General features: G+C 52.2%; 18 protein-coding genes. 8 read left to right on the top strand and 10 right to left on the bottom strand.

The window, feature by feature from the left end; all coding sequences use genetic code 11:
* Positions 1-173 precede the first annotated feature (173 nt).
* Positions 174-719: an oligoribonuclease gene (gene orn / locus ACRRUX_RS14255; protein WP_432531481.1), complete on the bottom strand. Its 546-nt coding sequence runs from the start codon at positions 717-719 to the stop codon at positions 174-176.
* A gap of 112 nt (positions 720-831) precedes the next feature.
* Here orn and rsgA point away from each other — a divergent pair, with 112 nt between their 5' ends.
* The 6 genes from rsgA to ACRRUX_RS14285 all read left to right on the top strand — a co-directional run bounded on the left by rsgA (position 832) and on the right by ACRRUX_RS14285 (position 8,767).
* Positions 832-1,890, top strand: coding sequence for a small ribosomal subunit biogenesis GTPase RsgA (gene rsgA, locus ACRRUX_RS14260; RefSeq protein WP_432531483.1), 1,059 nt, complete (start codon positions 832-834; stop codon positions 1,888-1,890).
* 38 nt (positions 1,891-1,928) lie between these two features.
* Positions 1,929-2,792, top strand: coding sequence for an archaetidylserine decarboxylase (gene asd, locus ACRRUX_RS14265; protein WP_432531485.1), 864 nt, complete (start codon positions 1,929-1,931; stop codon positions 2,790-2,792).
* Positions 2,773-3,672, top strand: coding sequence for a DMT family transporter (locus ACRRUX_RS14270; RefSeq protein ID WP_432531487.1), 900 nt, complete (start codon positions 2,773-2,775; stop codon positions 3,670-3,672). Before asd ends, ACRRUX_RS14270 begins: the two co-directional genes overlap by 20 nt.
* A gap of 73 nt (positions 3,673-3,745) precedes the next feature.
* A complete protein-coding gene (locus ACRRUX_RS14275; protein ID WP_432531489.1) occupies positions 3,746-6,940 on the top strand; it encodes a mechanosensitive ion channel domain-containing protein in 3,195 nt (1,064 codons plus the stop codon).
* 15 nt (positions 6,941-6,955) lie between these two features.
* The gene (locus ACRRUX_RS14280) at positions 6,956-7,669 is read left to right on the top strand and encodes a glycerophosphodiester phosphodiesterase (RefSeq protein ID WP_432531491.1); all 714 of its coding nucleotides are present in this window, start codon (positions 6,956-6,958) and stop codon (positions 7,667-7,669) included.
* A gap of 171 nt (positions 7,670-7,840) precedes the next feature.
* Positions 7,841-8,767 carry a D-2-hydroxyacid dehydrogenase gene (locus tag ACRRUX_RS14285; protein ID WP_432531493.1) on the top strand — a complete coding sequence of 309 codons (927 nt, stop codon included), beginning with the start codon at positions 7,841-7,843 and terminating at the stop codon, positions 8,765-8,767.
* Between the two features lie 137 nt (positions 8,768-8,904).
* Here the strand turns inward: ACRRUX_RS14285 and ACRRUX_RS14290 are convergent, their stop codons facing one another.
* Positions 8,905-10,482 (bottom strand): methyl-accepting chemotaxis protein, encoded by a 1,578-nt coding sequence (locus ACRRUX_RS14290; protein WP_432531495.1) that lies wholly within the window; start codon positions 10,480-10,482, stop codon positions 8,905-8,907.
* Between the two features lie 225 nt (positions 10,483-10,707).
* On the opposite strand from ACRRUX_RS14290, the gene ACRRUX_RS14295 reads away from it, so the two are divergent.
* Entirely contained in the window at positions 10,708-10,899 is a 192-nt protein-coding gene (locus tag ACRRUX_RS14295) for a (2Fe-2S)-binding protein (RefSeq protein ID WP_432531497.1), read from the top strand.
* A gap of 118 nt (positions 10,900-11,017) precedes the next feature.
* On the opposite strand, the gene parC is transcribed toward ACRRUX_RS14295, so the two are convergent.
* The 7 genes from parC to nudF all read right to left on the bottom strand — a co-directional run bounded on the left by parC (position 11,018) and on the right by nudF (position 18,941).
* Complete coding sequence (gene parC / locus ACRRUX_RS14300) at positions 11,018-13,288, bottom strand: DNA topoisomerase IV subunit A (protein WP_432531499.1); 2,271 nt, start codon at positions 13,286-13,288, stop codon at positions 11,018-11,020.
* 14 nt (positions 13,289-13,302) lie between these two features.
* Positions 13,303-14,415, bottom strand: a complete 1,113-nt coding sequence (locus ACRRUX_RS14305; RefSeq protein ID WP_432531501.1) for a PQQ-dependent sugar dehydrogenase — start codon at positions 14,413-14,415, stop codon at positions 13,303-13,305.
* A 35-nt stretch (positions 14,416-14,450) separates the two neighbouring features.
* Positions 14,451-16,337 (bottom strand): DNA topoisomerase IV subunit B, encoded by a 1,887-nt coding sequence (gene parE / locus ACRRUX_RS14310; RefSeq protein ID WP_432531503.1) that lies wholly within the window; start codon positions 16,335-16,337, stop codon positions 14,451-14,453.
* 48 nt (positions 16,338-16,385) lie between these two features.
* Positions 16,386-16,970 (bottom strand): YqiA/YcfP family alpha/beta fold hydrolase, encoded by a 585-nt coding sequence (locus tag ACRRUX_RS14315; RefSeq protein WP_432531505.1) that lies wholly within the window; start codon positions 16,968-16,970, stop codon positions 16,386-16,388.
* Positions 16,971-17,041: 71 nt separating this feature from the next.
* Complete coding sequence (gene cpdA, locus ACRRUX_RS14320) at positions 17,042-17,881, bottom strand: 3',5'-cyclic-AMP phosphodiesterase (protein ID WP_432531507.1); 840 nt, start codon at positions 17,879-17,881, stop codon at positions 17,042-17,044.
* A 15-nt stretch (positions 17,882-17,896) separates the two neighbouring features.
* Positions 17,897-18,337, bottom strand: a complete 441-nt coding sequence (locus ACRRUX_RS14325; protein WP_432531675.1) for a DUF1249 domain-containing protein — start codon at positions 18,335-18,337, stop codon at positions 17,897-17,899.
* Complete coding sequence (nudF, locus tag ACRRUX_RS14330) at positions 18,318-18,941, bottom strand: ADP-ribose diphosphatase (protein WP_432531509.1); 624 nt, start codon at positions 18,939-18,941, stop codon at positions 18,318-18,320. Before nudF ends, ACRRUX_RS14325 begins: the two co-directional genes overlap by 20 nt.
* Positions 18,942-19,191: 250 nt before the next feature.
* On the opposite strand from nudF, the gene tolC reads away from it, so the two are divergent.
* On the top strand, positions 19,192-20,547 hold the full coding sequence (tolC, locus tag ACRRUX_RS14335) for an outer membrane channel protein TolC (protein WP_432531511.1): 1,356 nt from the start codon (positions 19,192-19,194) through the stop codon (positions 20,545-20,547).
* Positions 20,548-20,606: 59 nt separating this feature from the next.
* Here the strand turns inward: tolC and ACRRUX_RS14340 are convergent, their stop codons facing one another.
* On the bottom strand, positions 20,607-21,344 hold the full coding sequence (locus ACRRUX_RS14340; protein ID WP_432531513.1) for a TIGR04219 family outer membrane beta-barrel protein: 738 nt from the start codon (positions 21,342-21,344) through the stop codon (positions 20,607-20,609).
* Positions 21,345-21,346 lie beyond the last annotated feature (2 nt).

Raw genomic sequence — 21,346 nt, forward strand, 5'->3', positions numbered from 1 at the left:
TTCGAACCGATGACCTATACCTTGGCAAGGTATCGCTCTACCAACTGAGCTAATGTCGCATTCCATTCCCAGCAACTCCCGATAAAATCAGGGACTGCCGGAGAAGTGAGGCTGCATTATATGCAAAAATATTCTTGCTGCAACCCCTTCATTCGGAATATTCATCCAAGCGGTCAAATTTTGAATACTGTCTCGCGATAGTAGCGCAATTCACCGATAGACTCTTTGATATCCTGCAGTGCCTGGTGGGTATTTTGCTTAACAAAACCTTCCAACAACTCAGGGTTCCAGCGACGCACCAACTCCTTGACGGTGCTGACGTCCAGGTTGCGGTAATGGAAATGCTCTTCCAGCTCGCGCATATACTTATTCAGGAATCGACGATCCTGGCCTACGCTGTTACCGCACATAGGTGATTTACCCGCAGGTACGTGCTGACGCAGAAATACCAGGGTTTCTTCCATGGCGCGCGCTTCACTGTAGTCACTGGCTTTAACTCTGTCGATAAGCCCTGACTCACCGTGGTGCTTTTGATTCCAGTCATCCATGCCTGCCAGCACTTCATCGGATTGATGGATGGCAATTACAGGTCCCTGAGCCAGTACATTCAGATTTTCATCGGTCACCATAGTGGCGATCTCCAGAATGCGGTCCGTTTCAGGCTCCAGGCCAGTCATCTCCAAATCAATCCAAATCAGGTTCTTTACATCTGCAGTCATAGATCTGCCTATCTTCCTCGTTTTGCCTAAACTCAGGCTTTTTTCTTAAAGACCGTGTATCATACTGCTTTTTTAAACGACACAAAATCATCTTTGTCGATGAGACACATCTGTGACTAAGAAGAAACCCCTCAATCGCGGTCAATTGCGCCGGATGCGCGCCAACCATGAAAAGCGATTGCAAAAAGCTGATCAACAAAATCAGTCCCTTGACATACAGGATAGTTCACTTGGACCGGAACAACCCGGAACCGTGATCTCCCGCTTTGGCCAACACGCTGATATTGAAACCCAGGACGGTCAGGTCACCCGCTGCAACATGCGTCGTACCATAGGCAGTTTGGTCTGTGGTGATAAAGTCGTGGTTCGCCTGAACAAAGACATTCAGGCCGCGATAGGGGGTGTGGTCGAAGCCGTGCATCCCCGCACGTCTTCGCTGAGCCGCCCCGATCTCTATGATGGCGTAAAGATTATCGCCGCCAACATTGATCAGATACTGATTGTCTCTTCTGTGCTGCCCAGCTTTACCACCCAGATTATCGATCGTTATCTGGTCGCTTCGGAAGATACTGAAATCCCGCCTGTTATTGTGCTCAACAAAGTCGACCTGCTGGATGACACCAATCGCCGCGAGATCGAAGCGGCGCTGCAAAGGTATCGGGATATCGGTTATCCGGTGTATCTGGTCAGCTCCAGATCCGGCGAAGGTATCGCCGAGCTTAAAGAGCTGCTGAAAGATAAGACCAGCGTATTTGCCGGTCAATCTGGTGTCGGAAAATCATCGCTGATCAACGCCCTGATGCCAGATGCGCAACTGTTAACCGGTGCCATATCCGATGTATCCGGTCTTGGACAACACACCACCACCACGGCCAAATTGCTGCACTTCGCATCCGGGGGGGATTTGATTGATTCTCCCGGCGTACGCGAATTCGCTCTGTGGCATCTGCCTGCTGACAGGGTGGGCTGGTGTTTCGTCGAATTCCGGGATTATCTGGGCGGCTGCAAATTCCGCGACTGTAAACACGGCGATGATCCCGGCTGTGCTTTACGGGAAGCAGTTGAAGCAGGCAAAATTGCCAAAGACAGATTCCAGAATTATCACAGAATCATCGCCAGCCTGGATGAACAGCGGCATGCCCGTCATTTCCGTCCTGGTCTCGATGACTGAATGTTTAAGAATAATCAACCGCAGTTGAGGAACGAAAGTTGGATAAATTGAAAGTGGCTTTGCAATATGTGTTGCCCAAACACCTGTTGTCACGCTTGGTAGGTAAACTGGCTGCCGCACAGGCTGGCGCGCTGACCACCAACGTAATCAAGTGGTTTATCAGGCAATACAAGATTGATATGAGCGAAGCGGCTCAGCCAGCGCCTGAAGCGTACAAAACCTTCAACGACTTTTTTACCCGCGCATTGAGACCAGGGGTGCGCCCGCTGTGTGATGATCCACAGATGATAGTCCATCCCGTTGACGGTGCAGTCAGCCAGTGTGGTCCTATCGAGGAAGGCCGGATTTTTCAGGCCAAGGGGCACCACTTCACCTCTCTGGCACTGCTGGGTAATCAGCAGGACGATGCCGACCGCTTTGCCGGCGGAGATTTCGCCACTATTTATCTGGCACCCAAGGATTACCATCGTATCCACATGCCGATTAAAGGCACGTTGTCGAAAATGACCTACGTACCGGGCGAGCTGTTCTCGGTTAATCCTCTGACCGCACAAAACGTGCCCGGCCTGTTTGCCCGCAATGAAAGGGTTGTGGCGATTTTTGAAACCCAAATCGGCCCCATGGCGATGGTATTGGTAGGCGCGACGATTGTTGCCAGCATAGAAACCGTTTGGGCAGGCACTATTACTCCACCGACCGGCAAACAGGTGTTCACCTGGGATTACCCCACCGAAGGCCCGGATGCCATCACCCTGGAAAAAGGGGAAGAGATGGGACGCTTTAAACTGGGCAGCACTGTGGTCATGCTGTTTGCCAAAGATGCATTGGATGCATTTGCCGAGGGCGTAAAGCCCGAAGCCGTCACACGGATGGGACGTCCTTTTGCCAAGATCCGCGACTGATCTTCATCCGGCAGCAGCTCATCAGGGGCTGCTGCAACTTCATCTCGCTACCGCCCTGTTTGGTGGCACAGCTCTTTTCTCCCGCTTACTGCCACTTACTGCCCTGGATATCACCATGATCCGGGCGGCAATTGCCTGTGTGGCACTGGGGTTGCTGGTCAAAGCCAGCCGTCACCCCATCCGACTGCGAACCATGGCCGATTACGGTATCGCGCTGATACTTGGAGTTTTGGTTGGATTGCATTGGGTGACCTACTTCGGCGCCATGCAACTTTCCTCCATCGCCATAGGCATGATTGCCTTCTTCAGTTATCCGGTGATGACCGTCCTGATAGAACCTCTGCTGCACCGAAAGCCGCCGGAAATTAAAGATATCGGCAGCGGCTTATTGGTGTTGCTGGGTATCTATTTGCTGATCCCGGAAATTAGTCTCGGCAACCAGGTCACACTGGGGATTTTGACCGGTGTACTATCAGCGATGCTGTTCACCGCCCGGAATCTGCTGCAAAAATACCGCTTTTCCGGCTATGGCGGCGCCCATGCCATGTTTTATCAAACCGGTGTGGCAGCCCTGATGTTATTACCCTTTGTGGATACTCAGCTGACATCATTGTCCAGCGATAGCTGGGCGCTATTCCTGCTACTGGGGATTGTCTTTACCGCCATGCCCCATGCTCTGTTTACCTCCGCACTCAGGCACCTGAAAGCCAAAACCGTGGGCTTGGTTGCCTGCCTGCAACCGCTGTACGGCACTGTCTTTGCGTACCTGTTTCTGGGGGAGAAGTTGCAGCTGTCAACCTTCATTGGCGGAGCACTGATTGTGACTACCGCCCTGTTTGAAACCGCGCAGAGTCACAGGTCAAAAAACCGCACCAAATAGCACTGTAAGCATATCTTTAACCAGGTAACTTAGATAAGATCATCGGGTTACCCGCTGGCTCAAATACCTTCCCATGATACGAAATATTCTTCTGCTGCTGTGTTTGTTTTCCGTTGTCGCTCAGGCAAATCCTGCGTTGGGACTGGACAAGCGTCTGGGCATGAACAATTCGGCTGTTCAGGAGCTGAGCCCGGCAGAAAAACTCTCCCAACTGGAAGACAAAATTACCGCGCTGACTCTGGCTGCAGAGGGCTACAATCGGGCACTGGCTGACTTGTCAGCCTCACGACATAACTTCGCCAAACAGCAGCAGGATGCGACCACACCGTTACAGGTTCAGGGGGAAGTGGATTTACGTCAGCAGGCTTCACTGGCTCACCTTCAGTTGTCAGAATTGAAAGAGAGTGAGGCGCTGCTGAGCAAGCAAATTGCAACTCAGCTTGAGCGGCAAAAGCAGCTGCCCGGACTCATCCGTGATGCCCGGGACTCGGCACTGCAAAATCAGCGCACCACACTGCTGCCGGCGGATACCCCTTCCGGAGCCCTGCAGCATGCTCAGCGCAGGCTGTATCAACAGCAATTGCTGACACTGGAAGCGGAACTCGACAGCAGTCCGGCGCGTCTGGAGATGGCACAGATGCGTCTGCAGCTGGTCAGAGCCCAACTGCACCAGCAAGAGCAATTGATGGAAGTGCTCAATCAGGCCATCGCCGCACAACAAATGTCGAACACCGACAGAACGCTGGCCAACAATATTATCGATGATGCACAACTGACCGATCCGCTTGCCATCGATATCAACAGAGTCAACCTGGAGCTGGGCGAACAGCTCAGGGCACTCACCCAGGATATCAATCAGACCCTTAACGCCCAGGCGCGGGCGGAAACCCGTTATCAGCAGCAAGCCAAGCAGTTGTCCAATATCCAGGAGCAAATCACCTGGGTAAAGCTCAATTCTGCCTTTGGCGATCGCTTCCTGCAGATGCTGCAGGCGCTGCCCAAGCCTCCCAGTCCCGAGAAATTGCAGGGCGAAATCGCCGATACCCGACTGGCCCGTTACCATATCGAGCAGCTGCAGGTCGCCAATCAGCAACAGCTCAGCCTTGATTCCGGCGGCGCTGAGCAGCAAAAACTGCTGGTATCCCAGCAGGTATTAATAGGTAAGTTGCTGGAAGCTTACGATCTCTATCTGACGGAGCTGGCCAAACTTAAACTCAGCTATGAGCAGCTCAAGCAGCAATACGAAACACTCAGAAGTACGCTCAATGAACATTTATTCTGGGTACCCAATGCCAACGCGATAGGCAAACTCTGGCTGACAGAGTTGCAGCGCTCATCCGTTTGGCTGGTAGAACAGGCGCCCTGGTATGAGCTGCCCAAGGCATTGGATGAACAACAGTTTCTCTGGGCATGGTGGATAATTTTGCTGGTCACCTGCCTGATGGTGCAGGATCTGCTGGCGCCAAAATTCAAGAGTACGTTAAAGCGCTATGCAGCTCATGTAGGTAATGTAACTCAGGATAATTTCACTTTTACCTTCAAAGCGCTGCTGGTTTCTGCCGGCTATTCATTGATTTGGCCCATGCCGATTATCGCCGCGGGTCTCATCTTCTATGAAGCCACCCATAACTTCGTTCAGGCAGTGGGCATGGGCATTGTCGCCATGGGCTGCCTGCAATTGCTGTATCGCTTCTATCGTCTGCTATCCGGCGAGAAGGGCGTGCTTATCGCCCACTTTGGCCGTCCAGCGAAAATGGTGCAGGATATCACTAGCCGTCTTCGACGCTTTGTGTGGTTCGCGACCCCCCTGCTCGGTCTCATGGGCTTCACAGAAGTTCTGGACTCCTCGCCAATCCGCAACAGCCTGGGACGGGGTGCCTTTATCATCTTCTGTATTTTTCTGTTTTTGCTCTATAAAGACGCATTGACCATTTCGCGAAAATTCCGTCAAAGCACTGATGAAGATGGCAAAAACAAGCAGTTGTTACACAGAGTATTGTGGCTGGCGCTGCTGCTGGTGCCGCTGGCAAGTGCCATGCTGGCGATCCTGGGTTACTACTTCACTGCGTTCCAGATGCTGCTGCAACTGCAACTGTCCTTGGTGGTGGGCCTGAGCTTCCTGCTGGCTTACCAACTTATCCGTCGCTGGATGTTGATCGAACGACGCCGTATTGCCTTTGATCGTGCCAAGGCACGCCGGGCCGAAATTCTCGCTCAACGGGGTAAAGGAGAGTCGGCCAACAACGAACAACCGGATACCTATGAAGAGCCGGTCGTCGATCTGGAAACCATCTCCAGTCAATCACTGGGGCTGGTGCGGTCTTTGCTGTTGCTGGCGCTGCTGGCCAGCCTGATTGGTCTGTGGAGTCAGACCCATACGGCGCTGTTCTCCTTCCTTGACGGCGTAACGCTGTGGACCAGCAACAGCGTCATCAATGGTATTGAGCAACAGGTACCGGTCACTCTTAAATCCGTATTCTTTGGCCTGATTATTTTCGCCTTCTCAATGATGATTGCCACCAATCTGCCAGGCCTGCTTGAACTGATGATCCTGCAACGGCTTGACCTGACACCGGGAACCGGCTTTGCGATCACCACCGTCAGCCGCTATCTGGTGGTATTGTTCGGCTCGCTGGTCGGCTTCTCCACCCTGGGTATGGAATGGAGCAAACTGCAGTGGCTGATTGCGGCATTGTCGGTGGGCCTGGGCTTTGGTTTGCAGGAAATCTTCGCCAACTTTATTTCAGGCCTGATTATTCTGTTTGAAAAACCAGTACGTATCGGAGACACAGTGACAATCAGAGAGTTGACCGGCACCGTCAGCAAGATTCAGATCCGCGCAACTACTATTGTCGACTGGGACAGAAAGGAGATCATCGTACCCAATAAGGCCTTCATTACTGAGCAGCTGATCAACTGGTCGCTGTCCGATCCTATCACCCGGGTAATCATTAATGTCTCCGTTGCCAGAGACTCAGATCCGGCCAAAGTGGAAGCCTCACTCTATCAGGCGGTAAAAGAATGCAATGAGGCGCTGGATGTTCCTGAACCCGAAGTGTGGTTCGCCGGATTTGGCCAGCATACCCAGGATTACGAAGTGCGGGCCTATGCCAAGGACATGAACGCCCGCTGGCCACTGCGTCATGCGCTGCACAAACTGATCAGCGGCAAACTGAAGGAAAATAATCTCGAGCTGGCCTATCCTCAGCTGGAGATCCACCTCAATCCACAGCAACACAGGGATGCCGGCCAGGGATTGATCAGATAAATCAGGAGTTAATCCATGTTGATTTTTGCCCATCGCGGTGCCAGTGGCTATGCGCCGGAGAACACCATCAAGGCCATGCAACTGGCCTTGTCTCTGGGAGCCGAGGCGGTTGAGCTGGATGTACATTTGGTGGAAGGTGAATTGATGGTTTTTCACGATCGCTGGCTCGATCCCAAGTCATCCGGACAGGGCCTGATTGCCAATATCACTCTGGATGAACTGGCCAATATCACGCTGGATGGCGAAACGATCCCCTCTCTTTGGGCTTTGATGGCGGCGATGACACCAAAGCCACTGGTCAATATTGAACTCAAAGGTGCCGAAACCCCTTCTGCGCTTATCGACATATACCCCAAACTCATTGACCAGCTGGGCTATCGAGCCGAACAGTTACTTATCTCGTCGTTCAACCACAGATACCTGCAGCAAATTAAACAAGCATTTCCTGATGCCCTGGTAGCCCCTTTGATTGAAGGTGAACCTTTGGAACTGGCCGCCGCGGGCTCAGCACTGAATGCCTATTCAGTCCATTTGGACATTAATTTCATCACCGCGGAAATGGTGCAGGACGCTCATCAACGTGGCCTTAAAGTTTATGTCTATACCGTTGATCGAAAAGAAGATATTAAATGGATGCTGAAGCTTGGCGTCGATGGTATTTTCAGTAATTTCCCGGATAAGGCGAGAAACTGTATTGATCAGCTCCTCGGCAATGCCTCCTCGGAGTAGTCATATAAGCCATTCGTATGATATTAATAACAAAGTATTTACCATCTGCAACATAAAGCCATAACTCAAGCAGCCCGGTAGATCTTTGCCATTATTAGAAGAGAGGGCAAATGCAATATCCGGCACTTGTCCCGGGTCTTCTCTCTGTAGTCTGAATGAACGGAAATTACTATGGAACACAAGCTGTTACTTTTGACCAGGCACAATGATCAATATCGCAGCATGCTGGAGAACAGTGCTCCGCCCGGACTCATTTTGCTGGGAGAAGAACCTAGTAATATCAAGGAAGCCGATATCTGGCTGGCGGAGCCAGCTCTGGCCGCGCCTCTGCTGGGGCATGCCACCAGACTTAAGTGGCTTCAGTCAACTTTCGCCGGGGTAGATCCGCTGATGCGTCCCCGACTGAGGCAAGATTATCTGCTGACTAATATCAAAGGTATATTCGGTCCGTTAATGAGCGAATATTTGTTTGGGTATCTGCTGGCTCACAAGCGTCAGCATGCCAAATATCGACAACAGCAGCAGGACAGGGTCTGGCGTCCGGGCAGTTTTAAAACACTTCAGGGGCAACATTTGTTGCTCTTGGGAACCGGTTCCATCGCCCAGCACATAGCAACCACAGCCAAGCATTTTGGCATGTTGGTGTCGGGAATTAACCGAGGCGGACAGGCGGTAGAGAGTTTCGATCGCGTCGGGACACTGCAGGATTTACCGGATTTTATTGCACAGGCTGATGCCATCGCCAACGTGTTACCCAGTACGCCCCAGACCCGGGGAATTCTGAATGCAGAGATACTGTCACTGATTAAACCCAATGCGGTATTGTGCAATTTGGGTAGAGGCGATGTACTGGATCTGGAAGCTTTGGATGTGCAGCTGTCTCATTATCCCGAGCAACAGGCAATTCTCGATGTGTTTAATCAGGAGCCCCTGCCTGCCAACCACCCTATCTGGTCACGTCCCAATGCCACGATTACGCCTCACATTGCCGCGCCCAGCTTTCCTGAGCAGGTAATGGAAATCTTCTTTCACAATTACAAACTTTACCTTACCGGCCAGTCTCTAACCCATCAGGTATGCTTCCAGCAAGGCTATTAACGCACATACACCGTTGAGCCGATAACCAAGCCTTGCTTCACAATCCAATACAACAGCTAACCTGAAACAGATTGAGACATAAAAAAACCGATACATAAGTATCGGTTTTTTGCTTTGTGCCTTTGCCCGGAAAAGGTTTACCCCTGCTTGAGACTGCGGTCCAGGAATTCTTCGACCAGCACCCGCTGCGAGGTGATCTTATCCAGCACATCTTTATTGAGTCCAACCATCTGCTGACCAAGCTGATTACTGGCTTTGGTCAGCTGGGATACATTAACCACATTGCGGTTTACTTCGTTGGAAACACTGGACTGTTCTTCCACCGCGCTGGCGATGTGATGAGTCATATCAGTGATCATGGCGACTGCCTCACGAATGGTTCGCAATGCCTCTCCGGCTTCGTTAGCCCTATCCACACAACCTGATGCGGCATCAACCCCCTGCTGCATACTCTGTACGGCTTTATTGGTGCCCTGTTGTAGCAGATTAATGATCCCCTGGATTTCAGTTGTTGATTCATGGGTTCTTTGCGCCAGCGCCCGAACCTCATCGGCCACGACAGCAAATCCCCGTCCCTGTTCACCGGCCCTTGCAGCTTCAATCGCAGCGTTAAGTGCCAGCAGGTTGGTTTGCTCAGCGATACTCTGGATAACATCCAGCACTGTGCCTATACCCCTGCTGTGCTCTTCCAGTGCGGTGATAAAGGTAGAAGTTTCCTTCAACTGATTGGACATGGACTTAATGGCGCCCACGGTTTGCGCAACAATATTGTCGCCATTTACCGCTTCAGCAGATGCCTTCTCTGAAGCACTGGCAGCATCAGAGCAGTTGGATGCCATATCTGCCAGGGTTGCGGTCATCTCCTGCATTGCCGTGGCGACCTGATCCATCTCTGCCTGTTGGGAGGCGCTGTTACCCTGAACATCTTCGCTCATGGCAGTCGATGACATGGCATTTTTACCAGACTGCTCACAGGAGTCCAGCGCCCGGCCCAGCAGCGCCTTCAGCTCAGAGGCCTGCATCTGCATCGCCAGCTCTACATCGGCAATATCATCGTTTCGTCCTGTATATAAATAAGTCATCAAAGGGCTGTCATAAATACCTTTGGCCTTCTCTATCAACCCCCTGAAATGGGACATCACCGCATATCCACCACCGAACAGCACGGCTGCGCTGGCGCACAGAGCCACCCACCCCATTACTCCTGACTGCACAGCCAGCAGCAACATGGGTAACAGGGCTGCCAAATAGACCATCCACAGTTTGGTCTGAGTATTCACCCGACGTTTGAGGGCAGCAACCGAGCCTTTTTGATTCAACTCTTTGTAGGCAGACTCCGCCCGCTCTATCTGTTCGCGCTTAGGCTTCACCCTGACCGACTGATACTCCACCACTGTGCCGCCCTCAGAAATGGGCGTGACATAAGCATCGACCCAATAGTGATCACCGTTGGCACAACGATTCTTTACCAGCCCTTTCCAGGGTTGCCCCTTTTTGATCGTCGTCCAGAGATCGGCGAATGCCGCTGAAGGCATATCCGGATGACGTACCATGTTATGGGGCTGCCCTTCCAAATCAGACAGTTTGTAGCCGGCTATCTGACAGAAGGAGTCATTGGCATATTTGATGATACTTTTGGTATCTGTGGTCGAAAGCAAAATCCAATCCGCTGGATAATCATTTTCTTTCTGGGTAACAGGCTGGTTATTTCTCATATGCGCTCCTGGAAGCCACTTTTCGTGCTGTGCCCGGGCAAGGCACATTTCAATCCAATGTTTGTCAGCCTCGCAGTCGGTATCACTGGGAGCGACGTAAATAAGTGTAGAACACTCTCTTTTATAACGCCTGATAGTTACAGGCTAAACAATTAGACCATGCGACTATTGGACTGATGAGGCATACTCAATCAGGCTTGCGCTGCAAAAATCCGGAGTGTTCCTATGTATGTGTGTATCTGTCACGCCGTCACCGACAGTCAAATCAAACAGGCTATCGCCGAAGGTGCATGTACGCTGAGTGAGCTCAAGGCCACACTGGAGATAGGCAATACCTGTGGTAAATGCCTGAAACAGACCGGACAGTTAATCAAGGCCGAGATAAATGCCAGGGCAAACTACTATGAAGCGGGCTGACAGAGCCTATTTGCCTGTTGCCTGCGCGTTGACGTCCAGGACGTCTCCCCTGAAAATGCCCATAAAAAAACCGACACCTGAGTGCCGGTTTTGTTCTTATCAAAGCAGGACGCTCAAGTTACAGCGCGCCGCCAAGTGACTCCCCCAGTTCGACCTTATCGACCCGTTGCAAACCTCTTGGCAATTTGGCACCACGACGTCCGCGCTCTCCGCGATAGTGTTCCAAATCAGCCGCCTTCAGCGTCAGCTTCCGCTTGCCGGCCCACAGCGTAACGGCACTGCCCTCTGGAACCAATTGCAGATGACTGAGCAGTTCTTCGCGGGTTTTAGCCCGCTCGGAGGGAATACCAATAATCTTGTTGCCCTTGCCTTTACTCAATTGCGGCAGCGCATCGACGCTGAACACCAGCATGCGACCTTCGTTGGTAATCGCGAGAATGGAAGGCTTGTCTTCCATCACGACTTTTTGCGGCGCCAACACCTTGGCATTGGCCGGCAGACTCAACAACGCCTTACCGGCCTTATTGCGGGAAACCATGTCGCTGAAACTGCAGATAAAGCCATAGCCAGCGTCACTGGCCAGCATAAAGTGCTGCTTTTCCTCACCCAGCACCACATGCTCCATCTGCTCTCCGGCAGCCAGATTGAATCGGGTGGTAATGGGTTCACCCTGGCTGCGCGCAGAAGGCAGGGTATGAGTTTCAGTCGCAAAGGCCCGCCCCGATGAATCGAGGAATACACAAGGCTGATTGCTGCGCCCCTGCGCACAGCACAGGAATTGGTCCCCGGCCTTGTAAGACAGTGCCTGTGCGTCGATATCATGCCCCTTGGCACATCGCACCCAGCCTTTTTCAGACAGCACCACTGTCACTGATTCCGCCGGAACCAGCTCCTGCTCACTGAGTGCCCGGGACTCACCGCGTTCGACCAGAGGCGAACGTCTGTCATCGCCAAATTGCTCAGCATCTTTACTCAGCTCTTTCTTGATCAATGTCTTGAGGCGACGATCTGAGCCCAACAACAGTTCCAGCTTTTCGCGCTCGGCTTCCAGCTCGCTTTGCTCAGCTTTGATTTTCATCTCTTCCAATTTAGCCAGATGCCGCAGCTTGAGTTCCAGAATGGCTTCGGCCTGTTTGTCACTCAACGCGAAACGGGCGATCAACTCCGCCTTTGGCTCATCGTGAAAACGGATGATCTCAATCACTTCATCGATATTGAGGAAAGCGATCATCAGCGCTTCAAGAATGTGCAGACGGGCCAGCACCTTATCCAGACGGAAAGCCAGACGACGTTTAACCGTAGTAATACGGAATTCCAGCCACTCAGCAAGCAGCTCTTTCAGCCCTTTAACCTTCGGACGGCCATCCAGCCCCAGCACATTGAGATTAACCCTGAAGCTCTTCTCCAGATCTGTAGTGGCAAACAGATGGGCCATCAATTGCTCGCAGTCAATCCGATTAGAGCGTGGCACAATCACCAGACGTACTGGATTTTCGTGATCAGACTCATCCCGCAGATCCGATACCATGGGCAGCTTCTTGGCCTGCATCTGGGCAGCAATCTGCTCCAGAATCTTACCGGCACCGGTTTGGTGTGGCAGCGCAGTAATGACAATTTCACCATTGTCGACACTGTAAACGGCCCGCATCTTGATGCTGCCGCGGCCTGACTGGTAAATCCTAGCGATATCATCTGCCGGCGTGACAATCTCTGCCTCTGTTGGATAATCAGGGCCCGGAACAAACTCCATCAGACGAGGCAAGTCGGCCGATGGATTATCCAGCAGTTCGATACAGGCAGCGGCCAACTCGCGGACATTATGCGGTGGAATGTCAGTCGCCATGCCCACCGCAATACCGGTAATGCCATTGAGCAGAATATGTGGCAGACGGGCAGGCAGTACCAGCGGCTCTTTCATGGTGCCATCGAAGTTGGCTCCCCAATCCACCGTGCCCTGACCGAGCTCTCCCAGCAGCACATCAGCAAATTTTGACAATTTGGCTTCGGTGTAACGCATTGCCGCAAATGACTTGGGATCGTCCGGAGCCCCCCAGTTGCCCTGACCGTCCACCAATGGATACCGGTAGGAAAAAGGCTGTGCCATCAGAACCATTGCTTCATAACAGGCACTGTCACCATGGGGGTGATACTTACCCAATACGTCGCCCACGGTGCGGGCAGATTTCTTGTATTTGGCCTGTGCGCTGAGACCCAGTTCACTCATGGCGTAAACAATGCGGCGCTGTACCGGCTTTAAGCCATCGCCGATATGCGGCAAAGCGCGATCCATGATGACGTACATGGAATAATTCAGATATGCGTCTTCGGTAAAACGGCGAAGCGGCATTTGCTCCACGCCATCAAGACTCAAATCTATTGAATCACTCATTCTATTGATTCCTGTTATTCTGCTTCCAACCCTTTGTAATACAGGCGATAAACATTGCCTTTCAGGTCGTCGGAAATATACAAAGCACCATCGGGTGCCGTAACCAGTGAGTAGGGCCTGGCAACGGGAAACTCTCCGTCAAGAAAACTGACCAGAGGGGTCCTGTCGACAACCTTATTCCCTTCCATCGTCAGTACCACCACCTGGTACCCTACCTTGCTGGAGCGATTGGTCGAGCCATGCTCAGCAACAAACAACTGTTGTTGAAATCTGTCGGGGAATACAGTGCCCCGATAAAAGTGAATACCGGCCGGAGACACGTGCGCCGGCAATTCGTATTCAGGTGCGACAACCTTTAATTGTGCCGGCAACTGATAGCTCGGCTCGCGGGTTTGTGAGCCATGGATAAATGGAAAGCCAAAATGGCTGCCCACCTGACCGACCCGATTAATCTCATCAGCAGGCAGATTGTCTCCCATCCACTCGCGGCTGTTGTCACTGAACCACAACCGCTGATCATGGGGAGACCAATCCATGCCCAGCACCCGGCGTACCCCGGTCGCCACCTGAGTTGCAGCGCCACTGTCAGGATCTATGGTCAGAATACTGCCGTAAGGCGCATTGGGATCGCACACATTACAGGGCGTTCCCAGCGCCAGATACAAAAGCCCGTCAGGACCAAATGCCATGGTCCGGGTTGCGCCGTTCTCCTGTGGCGGCAAACCGGAATACACCACTTTGGGTTTCACCGGCCGCTTCAATCTGGCTTCAATATTGGCGTACCTGAGAATCCGGTCGCGCTCGGCAACATACAGATCGCCCTGATGATAAGCCAGAGCCTCGGGACGCTGCAGATATCTATCTATGACATAACGTCTGTCCACCCGGCCATCGGCGTTCTCATCGACCAGCGCCATCAAATTACCGGCAGCACCACTGCCAACAAACAGCGTACCCTGTTCTCCCAGCGCCAGCTGTTTGGCATCTTCCACACCGGAAGCATACAGACTGACTCCAAAACCTTTGCTGACGGTAATCATCACCGGTGACTGAGCCTTTGCAGAACTGAGCATCAGCAACAACGACAGGCATCCAACCAGTGAACTGACAATCCTTTGGGGTTTCATCTTTAGGCCCTTACATCCTGTTGGCACTATAAAGCTCAGATAACCGCCAGATCCCCTTTGGTTTCCAGCCATTGTTTACGATCGCCGGCACGTTTCTTGGCCAGCAACATGTCCATGACAGCCAGGGTTTCGTCGGCATCATCTATGGTCAGCTGCACCAGCCTTCTGGTATTAGGATCCATAGTGGTTTCCCGCAATTGCAGTGGATTCATTTCCCCCAGACCTTTAAAGCGGGTGACCTGGACCTTGCCTTTCTTGCCTTCGGCAGCGATACGGTCAAGGATACCGGTCTTTTCCTGCTCATCCAGGGCATAAAAGACCTCCTTACCAATATCGATACGGAACAAAGGTGGCATGGCGATATACACATGACCATGGTCCACCAGAGTGCGGAAGTGCCGTAAAAACAGGGCACACAACAAGGTCGCAATATGCAGACCATCGGAGTCCGCATCGGCCAGAATGCAGATCTTGTGGTATCTCAGCTCAGAAATGTCGTCACTGTCGGGATCACAGCCAATGGCCACGGAAATATCATGCACTTCCTGAGAACCCAGAACCTGTGAAGCATCCACCTCCCAGGTGTTCAGAATTTTACCCCGCAGCGGCATAATCGCCTGAAACTCCCGGTCCCTAGCCTGTTTGGCACTGCCACCGGCCGAGTCCCCTTCCACCAGGAACAGTTCGGCGCGGGAGGGATCCTGACCGGTACAGTCAGTCAGTTTGCCCGGTAATGCGGGCCCTGATGTGACCTTTTTTCGGGCAATTTTCTTGGCGGAGCGCAGCCGTTTCTGGGCGTTGTTGATGCAAAGTTCTGCCAGAGCCTCGGCTTGTGCTGTGTTGGAGTTCAGCCACAAGGAAAAGGCATCGCGCACAATTCCTGACACAAAGGCGGCACACTGACGGCTGGACAGCTTCTCTTTGGTCTGCCCGGCAAACTGCGGATCCTGCATTTTAACTGACAGAATAAAACTGCACTTTTCCCAGATATCCTCAGCCGATAGCTTTACCCCTCTTGGGGTCAGATTGCGGAATTCGCAAAACTCCCGCATGGATTCCAGCAGGCCCTGCCGGAAACCGTTGACATGAGTGCCTCCCAGTGGAGTCGGGATCAGGTTGACGTAACTTTCACCCAGGTATTCGCCACCTTCTGGTAACCAGGTAATCGCCCAGTCCACAGCTTCAATCGCCCCGGAAAAACTGCCGACAAAAGGTTCCTGAGGCAGGCTGAGAGCATCTTTCACCGAGCTCTTCAGATAGTCCGTCAAGCCATCTTCATAATGCCACTCGAAGGTTTCGTCGGTTTGCTTGTTGACAAACTTGATGCGAAGCCCCGGACACAACACCGCCTTGGCCTTCAGCAAATAAGTCAGCTTGGAGATGGAGAAGTTGGCGGAGTCAAAGTAGCTCGCATCGGGCCAGAATCTCACCCGGGTGCCGGTATTGCGTCGGCCGCAGGTGCCGGTTTCACGCAATGCCTCAACTCTGTCGCCATGTTCAAAGGCGATGTCATAGACTTTGGCGTCCCGACGTACAGTCACTTCAACCCGGGATGACAGGGCGTTCACCACCGAAATACCCACCCCGTGCAAACCACCGGAGAACTGATAGTTTTTATTGGAAAACTTGCCACCGGCATGCAGCTTGGTCAGGATCAGTTCAACCCCGGGGATCCCCTCTTCCGGATGAATATCAACCGGCATGCCCCGGCCATCATCAATGACTTCCAGGGAATTATCGGCATGCAGGATAACTTCAATCTTACTGGCGTGACCGGCGAGCGCCTCATCGACACTGTTATCGATCACCTCCTGCCCCAGGTGGTTTGGCCGGGTAGTGTCGGTGTACATGCCGGGACGGCGTTTAACCGGCTCCAGGCCATTTAACACTTCAATCGCATCAGAGGTGTATTGGTTTGTCATAGTGCGCACAAATTAGTATTGAAATTCAGGGTGTAACGCCCCGTATAGTTAGTTATGCCGCGGCAATTCAAGGAACTCACAAATGGCTGGCAGATGTGAGGCATAACCGATAAAGCTGTGATCGCCGCCTGCCTCAAGCCGCATTTTGCAACAGTGATACTTGCTGAGCGCCTGACGATAATCAAGCACTTCATCACCGCTTTGCAATAATACAAAAAACCGTTCAGGATGCCGAATGACCTGAGTATCAAATGCCTGTAATTGCGACTGATGTTCAGCCAGCACCTGATAGGTTTCACCGGTGTAAGGATTGTGCTGCGTACCAATAAAGTCGGCAAACAGCTCATAAGGTCGCACAGCCGGGTTGATCAGTACCGCCGGGCCACCGTACTTTTCAGCCAGAAAACTGGCGAAATAACCTCCCAACGAAGAACCGGCAAACGCCAGAGGTTCACCACGGTCCAGTGCTTCCTGCGTCAGTTGTTCCAGCAACACCATGGCGGCAAGTGGCTCGCATGGCAGCTGCGGCGCAATGAAATTTACCGAGGGAAAATGTTGTCTGACATAGTCGGCGGTCAGCCGCCCCTTCTCAGACAGGGGAGAGCTGTTGAATCCATGAATATATAGCAGCATAAGTCCTCACGCTGCGGCAGACCAGCCCCCCAATCCTCAGCCTAAACAGGCCTGAAGTCATTAAGGGTTAATCAATAACCGCTGGCGTCCTTGTCAGGAGAGAAACGCTCTCCCGGCACCCTGAATACATTGGTAAGCATGCTACCATCCGGCCGCAGCTCCAGCAAACGATAGCCGGGCTGCAGAGCATCCAGGGCAAAATAGTCAGACTTGGGTTTGAATTGGATACAGGTTGAAGGCGTCGCCATCAGGAGAATATCCTGCGCTGGGCCTTTAACTGATTGCTCCAGTTGTTGATGTATGTGTCCCCACAGCACACCGCGGATCTGCTTCATGGCAGCAATTCGCTGCATAAACTCATCGCCGTTGGCCAGACAGTGCTGATCCAGCCACGCACAACCGGCCAGTATCGGATTATGGTGCATCACCAACAGCACATGATGGTCTGGATAAGCCTCGATGGCCTGCTCAATCAGCCTGAACTGCGCGGCAGCCAGAAAACCTCCGGGCTTGCCCCGCACGGTGGAATCCAGCAGCAAGATTTGCCAGTTTCCGGCGAGAATACGTTGCTCACCATGAACCCTTTCGCCCTGCATATTCAAATGCATCACTCTGGGATCATCATGATTACCGGGCAGATAATGGCAGGGTAGATTCAGCGGCGCGATGGCACGCACAAAGTTGTGGTAAGACTGAGGAGAATAGTCCTGGCTGATGTCGCCGGTTGCCAACATAAAGTGCGCGGGATAGTTCCCGGCCGCGACTGTGTTGACAACAGCTTCGAGACTGTTGGCGGTATTGACACCGAGCAATTGACCTTCGTCGTCGGCGAACAGATGCGGATCAGTAATCTGCACCAAACGCACACTCTCACCGGCAGCAATGGAATAAGAGATTGCCTCTCGCAACATTAAACATCCCGAACGTCAGGACAGGCACACCCGGGTTGCCTGTCGGCCAATTTTCAACAGCTCCTCCAGGAACACATTGACCTGGTACTTTTCATCGCGCTGATACATACGTAAATTGGGATAATCATACACTGCCTTAAAATGAGAAATCTGCTGCCCACTTAACACTTCTGCTAATTTAGCGTCATGATACACTCGCACCAGAATCCGCGGAGCCGGCACGATATGGCACACCTCAGAAGGACGTGATATCTCCAGCAGCTGGGTGTAAGGCGTGTTTTCCAGCAGTGCCATGTCCAGTTTGCCAAAGCCGCCTTCAATCCGCCAACGCTCTCCCTGGCCACCGTCATCCGGCAGCAGGGTAACAATATGCGCATAGTTTCTGCCACAAAGCGACAAAAACTCCGATACATTTGGCTGGTATCTGGCAAACGCCTCAGTTCTGCTCACTGCAATTCTCAATAAGGGATGAATAATTCAATTGTAGCCACTGCAATCCTATCACCGCGGCGGCGTTATCTATTCGCCCGGCATTCAGCGCATTATACGCATCCTGCCGGCTCATCACTACCACCCGGATATCCTCGTGCTCCTGCGCCAGACCGTGCAATCCTTTGGCTTTGGAGGCATCAACCTTTGCCCAGAAACCATAGAATCGTTCGGTGCTGCCACCCGGGCTGGCAAGATAGCTGTTAATGGGGGTTATTGTCTGTGCTTCCAGCCCAGCCTCTTCCATCAACTCCCGTCTGGCAACCTGCTCGGGAGACTCCCCGGCTTCAATCATGCCGGCCACCAGCTCCAGCAGCCAGGGCGAGTCGGTTGTTGCCAGCGCAGGGAAACGCACCTGTTCAATCAATACCACCTCATCCCTTAACGGATCATAAGGCAACACTACCACGGCGTGTCCACGCTCAAACACCTCGCGGCTGACGGGCCCGCTCCAGCCACCGGCAAACAAGCGGTGGCGAAAACGATAAAGGTTCATTTTGAAAAAGCCCTGATAAAGGGGCGTACAGTCGATAATTTCAATATCACTTTTACCCAATTTTTTAGTACTCATCTGTGCCCCTTATCGATGCTTTTTGGCAATGATATCAACATGCTTGCAACAGCCGACAAAATAAAATTGGTTACACTTAGGATTTGACTTAATTTTGGTTGATTTCTTAGTATCTAAACAATTAACTTTACACAGTATTGGGAAGCGTCGGGAAGCGCGAACCGACAGACATGAGTTACATGCCTGTCTCACTCCATTCTACCAATTTGTATCCCCTGTCTCGGGGATTTGTCTTAAGAAAGGACAGCCAATGAAATTCAGAATTCGTTCTCTTTGCGCCGCAATGACTCTGGCCGCAGTGAGTTCAGCGGCGACTGCCGAAGATCTACTGCAAATTTACCAACAGGCTCTGACCAATGACCCAGTGGTACTGCAGGCTCAGGCTCAACGCAATTCCCTGTACGAAAAAATTGAAGAATCCCGTGCTCCGCTGCTGCCCAGCCTGAGCGCCAGCGTTGGCTATGGTAAATCCTGGACAGACACCAACAACAATAATTTTGGTGTTTCAGATTCAGATGCCTTTACCGGTGGCCTGACTTTAAACCAGGTGGTTTACAATCACAGCGCCTGGGTTGGTCTGAATATCGCTGAACTGGCGGCTTCCCAGGCTGATGCCAGCTACGCGTCATCGCTGCAGGGATTGATCATCCGGGTAACCACTGCCTACTTCAATGTGCTCAGTGCACAGGATGCCCTTGAATTTCAAAAGGCCCAGGTTGCCGCCATTGGTCGTCAGCTGGAACAAACCAAACAGCGTTTTGCTGTGGGTTTGACCGCGATCACCGATGTACACGAAGCTCAGGCCCAGTATGACCTGTCCCGAGCTCAGGAAATTCAGGCAGAGAATACTGTACAGAACAACTATCAGGCGCTGCAGGAAATCACCGGCCTGCCATACGATCAGTTGGCAATTCTGGACACCAAACGTTTTTCTGCCAGCATGCCTATGCCATCCAGCGCAGCCGAATGGCTCAAGCAGGCTGAAAACAGCTCGCTGCAACTGTTGGCGCAACGTATTGCCAAAGATATTGCCAATGAGCAAATCGGTCTGGCCAAAGCAGGCCACATGCCATCGGTTAACTTCACCGCCGGCTACAAAGCCAGCGTTGATGGCAGCCAGCACACACCGACCTTCAGCGGAGATACCAATGACTCAGGTACCACCAATGTCGGCCTGAACGTCAGTATCCCGATTTTCGAGGGCTTCAAAGTCAGCTCGCAGGTGAATCAAGCGCAATACAACTTCGTGTCAGCCAGTGAGCAGCTGGAGCAAACACACAGAGCGGTATCCAAAGATATCCGCAGCAACTTCAACAACGTCGTTGCGGCCATCAGCTCAATCAAGGCGTACGAGCAAACGGTGATTTCTTCTGAAAGCGCACTGAAAGCCACCGAAGCAGGTTTTGAAGTGGGCACACGTACCATTGTAGACGTACTCAACAGCACCCAGAATCTGTATAACTCCAAGCGTCAGTTGTCCGATGCCCGTTATGCCTACATCCAGTCAGTGCTGGCGCTGAAACAGGCTGCCGGCACCCTGACAGAAGAAGATGTGGTTGCCATCAACAAAGGTTTGACCGAAGTTGATGCTCCAGTGACAAAGTAAGTTTGTCAGCAACAAAAAAACCGCCGATAAGGCGGTTTTTTTGTTGCTATATGCCGTACTCAGAAATCAATTTCCACGCCGGCAAAGAAGCCGTCAAATTTCATATTGGAAGTTAATCCTGAGAAGTTGTTGGTATCGAAATTGAATTCACGATAACCGGCACGGACCCGCGTATCCAGCGCAATACCATCAAATTCCCAGCCAAGACCCAAAGCATAATCGTACACTTTGGACTCATCCAGACCGGCCATCACGTCGGCAAAACCAAACAAGCCTAAACCCGGGATCCCGACCATGGCACTGGCATAACCCATGAACACTCCGTCATCCAGATCCTTTTCGGCCGGTAACCCGTTCTGACTGACCAGATAGCTGCCATGCATCTGCTTGTAGGCACCACCGACATCCAGCGACACCAGGTCGTTGTCCAGCAACTCGTAGTACAGAATGAAGTCGGTGTTGCTCAAGTCCGCCTTGGCGTTGACACTGCCGGAAAAATCACGGCCACCAAAGCTGAAGTCAGCATTGTCCAGCGAGCCATCATCTTTCAGACGGTTTTCACGAATGGCCACATTGGGCACCAAAGGAATAGGATGTTCCAACGCTACCCAGATACTGCCCTGAGTGGAAGAATCGTAGTTGAAATCTTGCTGAGGCTCACCGCTCTGAGCAAAAGTCCCTTTAGTATCGGCTGCCCACAGATCGCCACCGATTTTGAAACCCAGCAAAGTATCAGCCTGTGCAGATGAAGCCATCAGCCCCATCAGTACAGAACCAGCCAACCATGTCTTTTTCATAA

Origin of the sequence: Shewanella sp. GXUN23E (genome assembly GCF_050865035.1) — a bacterium.
In the GTDB taxonomy this organism is placed as follows: Bacteria; Pseudomonadota; Gammaproteobacteria; order Enterobacterales; family Shewanellaceae; genus Shewanella.